This is a genomic window from Candidatus Viridilinea mediisalina (assembly GCF_002532535.1).
In the GTDB taxonomy this organism is placed as follows: Bacteria; Chloroflexota; Chloroflexia; order Chloroflexales; family Chloroflexaceae; genus Viridilinea; species Viridilinea mediisalina.
On record NZ_NQWI01000188.1, the window covers coordinates 1 to 6,224 of the forward strand.

At 56.9% G+C, this 6,224-nt stretch carries 5 protein-coding genes; 4 read left to right on the forward strand and 1 reads right to left on the reverse strand.

What is annotated here, in order from left to right; all coding sequences use genetic code 11:
* Positions 1-195 precede the first annotated feature (195 nt).
* Complete coding sequence (gene odhB, locus CJ255_RS20775) at positions 196-1,464, forward strand: 2-oxoglutarate dehydrogenase complex dihydrolipoyllysine-residue succinyltransferase (RefSeq protein WP_097645993.1); 1,269 nt, start codon at positions 196-198, stop codon at positions 1,462-1,464.
* A gap of 209 nt (positions 1,465-1,673) precedes the next feature.
* Here the strand turns inward: odhB and CJ255_RS20780 are convergent, their stop codons facing one another.
* A complete protein-coding gene (locus CJ255_RS20780) occupies positions 1,674-2,477 on the reverse strand; it encodes a TatD family hydrolase (protein ID WP_097645994.1) in 804 nt (267 codons plus the stop codon).
* A gap of 109 nt (positions 2,478-2,586) precedes the next feature.
* Here CJ255_RS20780 and CJ255_RS20785 point away from each other — a divergent pair, with 109 nt between their 5' ends.
* The 3 genes from CJ255_RS20785 (at position 2,587) to CJ255_RS20795 (ending at position 6,143) form a co-directional block, all read left to right on the forward strand.
* Positions 2,587-3,969, forward strand: a complete 1,383-nt coding sequence (locus tag CJ255_RS20785; protein ID WP_097645995.1) for a TrkH family potassium uptake protein — start codon at positions 2,587-2,589, stop codon at positions 3,967-3,969.
* Between the two features lie 132 nt (positions 3,970-4,101).
* Positions 4,102-4,767 carry a potassium channel family protein gene (locus tag CJ255_RS20790; RefSeq protein ID WP_097645996.1) on the forward strand — a complete coding sequence of 222 codons (666 nt, stop codon included), beginning with the start codon at positions 4,102-4,104 and terminating at the stop codon, positions 4,765-4,767.
* Positions 4,767-6,143, forward strand: coding sequence for a TrkH family potassium uptake protein (locus CJ255_RS20795; protein WP_097645997.1), 1,377 nt, complete (start codon positions 4,767-4,769; stop codon positions 6,141-6,143). Before CJ255_RS20790 ends, CJ255_RS20795 begins: the two co-directional genes overlap by 1 nt.
* The last annotated feature ends 81 nt before the right edge of the window (positions 6,144-6,224 follow it).

Sequence of the window (6,224 nt, forward strand, 5' to 3'; positions counted from 1 at the left end):
GCACGCGTTGGAGTGCCGGCTTTAGCCGGCTGAAGCCGGCACTCCAACGTCAGTTCATAGACTTTTCAGACAGCCTCCTACGGTGATGGTCTTACTATACATACCTCTCTTCTCTGTGTTCTCTGTGCCTCTGTAGTAAAAACCTCTGCATCTCTACAAACGCTCTAGATAATCTTACAACACGGAGTCTTGACCATGGCCTACGAGATCAAAGTCCCCGCCCTGGGCGAATCAATCGTCGAGGCGACCATTGCCCGTTGGTTGAAACAAGAAGGCGAAGCGGTTGCTGCCGGTGAGCCTGTCGTGGAGTTGGAGACCGATAAGGTAAATTTGGAGGTGGCCGCCGATCATGGCGGGGTGATGGGGGCCTTGACCCGCGCAGAGGGGGAGGTCGTTGGCATTGGCGATCTCTTGGGTACAATTGTGCCCGGTAGCGCCCCTGCGCCTAGTGAACCCGCCAAAGCTACCCCCGCAGCGATGCCCCCACCTAGTGCTAAGGAGGGCAATGGTGCTGCGACCCATGCGACCCCCACTGCCCAAAAGGTTGCGCGTGAGCATGGGGTGGCCCTGCAAGGGCTGAGTGGGAGTGGCCCAGACGGGCGCATCACCAAAGACGATGTATTGCGCCAAGTGCAACCGGCCCCCGCCGCAACGACGACGGTTGCTCCGTTGCCCGCTGAACCCCAGCCGGTGGCAGTGCCCGCCCCTGCGCCCCCGCGCCCCGCCCCTGCGCCCACAGCAACCCCGGCACCCGTAGCCAGCGGGCGGCGCGAAGAGCGCCAGCGCCTCAGTCGCCGCCGCCAGACCATTGCCCGTCGGCTGGTCGAGGCTCAACAGAACGCCGCCATGCTCACCACCTTCAACGAAGTGGATATGAGCGCCGTCATGGAGTTGCGCCGTCGCCGCAAAGACAGCTTCAAAGAGCGCCATGGGGTCGGGTTGGGCTTTATGTCCTTCTTCACCAAAGCGGTAGTTGGGGCACTCCGCGCCTTCCCAAGTGTCAATGGCGAAATTCAGGGCGATGAGGTCATCCTCAAATACTACTACGACATCGGTGTAGCCGTAGGGGTTGAAGAGGGCCTCGTGGTGCCAGTTGTGCGCGACGCCGACCAGAAGAGTTTTGCCCAACTCGAACGCGAGATAAGCGCCCTAGCCATGAAAGCACGCGAAGGCACCCTCAGCCTCACCGAGTTGCAGGGCGGCACCTTCACCATCACCAACGGCGGCGTCTACGGCTCGCTCATGTCCACACCCATCCTCAACGCGCCCCAAGTAGGCATCCTGGGCATGCACAAGATCGAAGAACGTCCCGTCGTCGTAGACGGCCAGATCGTGGTGCGCCCCATGATGTACCTCGCCCTCAGCTACGACCATCGCCTCATTGATGGCAGCACGGCGGTACGTTTCCTGGTACGCATCAAGGAGTTGCTGGAGGATCCGGAGGTCTTGTTGCTGGAGGGGTAGGAGATTGCAGATTGTAGATTGCAGATTGCCGAACATGGCGTCCCAGACGCTGGCTGAGCCTGTCGAAGCCAAGCGTCGCGTCTTGCAGATTGCAGATTGTAGATTGCAGATTAGGGGTAGGGGGTGAGGGCCATCCTGGGCATCCCAAAGCCCTATCGGTTGCTACAATCTACAATCTACAATCTACAATCTACAATCGTACATGGGTATTACTGCGCATCGGGCATAGCCCCCAGCTTTGGAAAGAGACGCGCTGCATTAGCCCAGATCTGGGCTGCAACCTGCTCAATTGGCTCGCCACGGAGTTCCGCAATGCGCTGCACCAGATAGGCTACATAGGCCGGTTCGTTGCGACGCCCACGGTGGGGATGGGGCGTGAGGTAGGGGCTATCGGTTTCGGCGAGAAACATATCACCTGGGACGCGCTGTGCGACCTCGTGCAATTCGTTGAGCTTGCTAAAGGTGAGCGGGCCGGAGAACGAGAGCAGAAAACCTACATCGAGGCAGCCTTGGGCGAAAACCCAATCGCCAATGAACGAGTGCATCACTCCGGGCTGGCCACGTGCCGCAGCGTCGAGAATCCGCAGCGTGTCGGCATGGGCCTCACGGCTATGAATCACCACCGGCATGCCCAGTTCGCGCGCCAAGGCCAATTGAGCCCGAAAGACCCGTTCCTGCGCCTCAAGGGGCGCTTTTTTCCAATAGAAATCGAGGCCAATCTCGCCAATCGCCACTACGCGAGGGTGCGCGGCCAGAGCCCGCACTTGTTCCAGCCAATCATCGGGCAGATCGGCGAGGTGATTGGCTTGTACCCCAACTACCGCAAAGACCTGCGGGTGGGCTTCGGCAAGAGCAATGGCGGCATGCGAAGAGGGCAGATCATAGCCAATCTCGATGATGCGGCCAACTCCGGCGGCAACAGCACGGGCAATCACCGCAGCGCGATCCGGGTTAAACTGGCCCATATGCAAATGGGCGTGGGTATCAATCAGAGTCAGAGCGTCTTTTTCCATAGCGTGGCTATTGTAGCATAAGCGCACGAGTAACCTCGTTTTTCTCCTTCCCCTGTGGCGGCTTTGCCGCCACAGGGGAAGCAAAAAGGGGTATAATACTGCCCAAATAATGGCTGCTCAACAATCTAAAGCTGCCCAGACAACTCCATGGCAGCGCCAGCGCCCCGCGACCCCAGCACTACGTTTGGTGCTGGGGTTGGTTGTGTTGGTGGTTTTGGGTACATTTGCGCTCATCTTACCCTTTGAGGGGCGCGAGCATCCGCTGAGTTGGAATGAGGCGCTCTTTACCGCAACTTCAGCACTCACCGTAACGGGGCTGTCAATTATTACGCCCGGTTCCGATCTGTCAATCTATGGTCAGCTTGCGCTACTCTTGCTGATACAGATGGGTGGCGTTGGCTTTATGGTGGTTGCGGTGGTGGTCTTGCGCCTCTTAGGACGGCGCATACGCCTCACCGACCGTTTAGCACTGAGCGATTCGTTGGGTTTGCTTGCGCCTGCGGCGATTGTGCGCCTAACGATGCGGGTGTTGCTGATTGTACTCCTGCTTGAGGGGCTAGGGGCGTTGTTGCTCTTTCTGCATTGGCGCAACGATCCACGGCTTACAGAGGGGCAGGCCGCCTTCTATGCCATATTTCACGCTGTTTCAGCTTTTTGCAATGCGGGCTTTGATCTCTTCAGCGGTACGCCAGGCTATCCTGATGGTATTCCCCGCGACAACCTGAGCTTGATCATCTTGGGCAGCCTGATCTTTCTAGGCGGGCTTGGTATTCCTGTTTTAGCCGAATTGTTTACCTTTTGGCGCATTCGCCACTTCTCCTTGCATACGCGCATCACCATGCGGGTCGTAATCTTCCTATTGCTCTTTGGGGCCATCAATATTGCGTTGGCCGAAAGCCGTCAGGGGGCGACGCTAGATGCAGAGCCGCTACCACGTCTTGCACTGATCAGCCTCTTCCAGTCCATCTCGGCGCGTACTGCCGGGTTTGCGGGTATTGCCGATTTCACCGCACTGAGCCCAGCAACCATGCTGGTATTGATCATCCTGATGTTCATTGGTTGTGCGCCCGCTTCAATGGGTGGCGGAATTACGACCGGCACGTTTGCAGCACTCACCATTTCGCTCTGGAGCTTTGCCCGTGGGCAACAACAGGCTCAGTTTGGCGGGCGCACGTTGGCGGTTGGTACCATGCGTAAAGCTGCTGCCGTATTGACCATCAGCCTCTTTGTGGTTTGTCTGGCCATTTGGCTCATCCTTATGACCCATGACGCTCCGTTTGATCTCGTCACCTTCGAGGTGGTTTCGGCCTTTGCTACCTGTGGCCTAACGATGGGCATGACGAGCGAACTGAATCTCTTTGGCCAGATGGTGATCTGCTTCGTTATGTTCTGGGGGCGTCTAGGAGCACTCACGATCATTGTTGCTATTGCCCGTTCTAGTAGCCGCCCTGATGTGCTACACTACCCAGAGGAGCAGATTCTGATTGGCTGACTTAGATCAATAACCCTTGAACATGCCGCATTACCAAGAACGCGAACGCCCATTGGAACGCCATGTTCGGCAATCTGCAATCTGCAATCTACAATCTACAATCTGAAATGGTATTAGACCGGAGACTACACCATGAAACGTCCTGCTGGCCATGAGTTCGCCGTCATCGGCTTGGGCCGTTTTGGCAGCGCTGTGGCGCTCAATCTGATCGAACGGGGCTATAGTGTGCTAGGCATTGACCGCAGCCCTGAGATTGTGCAAAATCTTGCCGACCGTATTACCCAAATTGTGGCGCTCGATTCAACCAATGAGGACGCACTCCTCGCGGTGGATATTCTCTCGTTCGATACCGTGGTCGTGTCCATTGGAACCCATTTTGAGAACAATTTGATGACCACGGTTACTCTGAAGAACCTGGGAGCGCGCCGGGTGGTCTGTAAGGCGGTAAGCGAGCGTCAGCAACAAATACTGCTGCGGGTTGGGGCTGATGAGGTGGTGCTACCTGAACATGAGGCCGGGGCGCGTCTCGCCTGGCGCCTGGCTGAACCACAGGTACTCGATCACCTGGAGCTTGGGGCTGGCTTTAGCGTTGCTGAGGTGCATGTGCCTGAGTGGCTGATTGGTCAATCATTGATGATGAGTAGTTTACGCAGACGCTTCAATATCAATGTTCTTGCCATTCGCCGCGATAACCAGATGATTGTCACCCCTGCGGCTGATCTGCTCTTTGCGCGTGGTGATATGATTGTGATTATTGGTACTGATCCATCCATTAGTAGCTTCTGTAGCCAAGTGTAATGCGTAACATCTTTTCACGTCGTCAACTGCCCGGGGGAAAAACACGACCGCTACCTGTACCCGTGCGCCTGATGCTTGGTCTGGTGCTGCTGGTCTCCTTGGGCACGGTGGCGCTCATGCTGCCCATTTCGGGGGGCACGCAGCCGCTTACGTGGAACCAGGCGCTCTTTACCGCAACCTCGGCGCTGAGTGTCACCGGCTTGACCATTATTGAGCCTGGGGAGGATCTGTCACGCTTTGGTCAATTTGTCCTGTTGCTGCTGATCCAGTTGGGCGGGATTGGCTTTATGGTCGGGGCGGTGCTGGTGATGCTGCTGTTGGGGCGACGCATCAGCCTGATGGATCGTTTGGCTTTGAGCGACTCGCTGGGGCTGTTGGCACCCGCCGCAATTGTGCGTCTCGCCATGCGTGTGTTGGTGACGGTGATTGTGATTGAGACGATTGCTACCGCCATCCTCTACCTCCATTGGCGTAACGATCCGCGACTAAGTGATAGTGAAGCCGCCTTCTACGCCCTGTTCCATGCCATCTCGGCCTTTTGCAACGCGGGCTTTAACCTTTTTGGCGGCACCCCCGGCTACCCGGAGGGCATTCCGCGTGATCCGTTGAGCCTGATGGTCTTTGGGGCGCTGATCTTCATGGGTAGCCTGGGCATTCCGGTGCTGGGCGATCTCTTTGTCTTTTGGCGCTCACGGCGTTTTTCGTTGCACACCCGCATCACTCTGCGCGTGGCCATCTTCTTGCTGCTCTTTGGGGCCTTCAACATTGGGTTGGCTGAGAGACGCCCTGGCGCGAGTTTGGCTGAAGAACCGCTGAGTCGTTTAGTTCTCATCAGTATTTTTCAATCCATCTCGGCCCGTTCGGGCGGCTTCGATGGCATTGCCGATACCGACATGATCAGTGAAGCCAGCCAAGTCATGCTGACCGCCCTCATGTTTGTTGGCGGCTCACCTGCTTCCATGGGCGGCGGGGTCACAACGGGCACCATTGCGGCCCTGAGTATCTCGCTCTGGAGCTATGCGCGTGGTCACCACCAAGCCCAGTTTGGGCGGCGCACCCTTGCGCTCGGTACGATGCGTAAAGCGGCTGCCGTACTCACCATTAGCCTCTTTGTGATCACCTTCAGCGTCTGGCTCATCCTCATGACCCACGATGCCCCGATTGACATCGTAGTCTTCGAGGTGGTCTCCGCCTTTGCCACCTGTGGCCTCTCCATGGGCATGACGAGTCAACTCAATCTATTTGGCCAAATCTTGATCTGTTTTATGATGTTCTGGGGTCGCCTTGGTGCCCTAACCATCATTGTGATCATTGCCCAACCACGTACACGCCATGATCTCATCCAGTACCCGGAGGAGCAAATTCTGATTGGGTGATACCACAATCTGCAATCTGCAATCTGCAATCTGCAATCTGCAATCTGCAATCTGCAATCTGCAATCTGCAATCTGCAATCT

What these genes read in the sequence shown, in the direction of transcription:
- CJ255_RS20795 (WP_097645997.1), top strand. Translation starts at nt 4,767, where the DNA reads ATGCGTAACATCTTTTCACGTCGTCAACTGCCCGGGGGAAAAACACGA.
- odhB (WP_097645993.1), top strand. Translation starts at nt 196, where the DNA reads ATGGCCTACGAGATCAAAGTCCCCGCCCTGGGCGAATCAATCGTCGAG.
- CJ255_RS20785 (WP_097645995.1), top strand. Translation starts at nt 2,587, where the DNA reads ATGGCTGCTCAACAATCTAAAGCTGCCCAGACAACTCCATGGCAGCGC.
- CJ255_RS20780 (WP_097645994.1), bottom strand. Translation starts at nt 2,477, where the DNA reads ATGGAAAAAGACGCTCTGACTCTGATTGATACCCACGCCCATTTGCAT.
- CJ255_RS20790 (WP_097645996.1), top strand. Translation starts at nt 4,102, where the DNA reads ATGAAACGTCCTGCTGGCCATGAGTTCGCCGTCATCGGCTTGGGCCGT.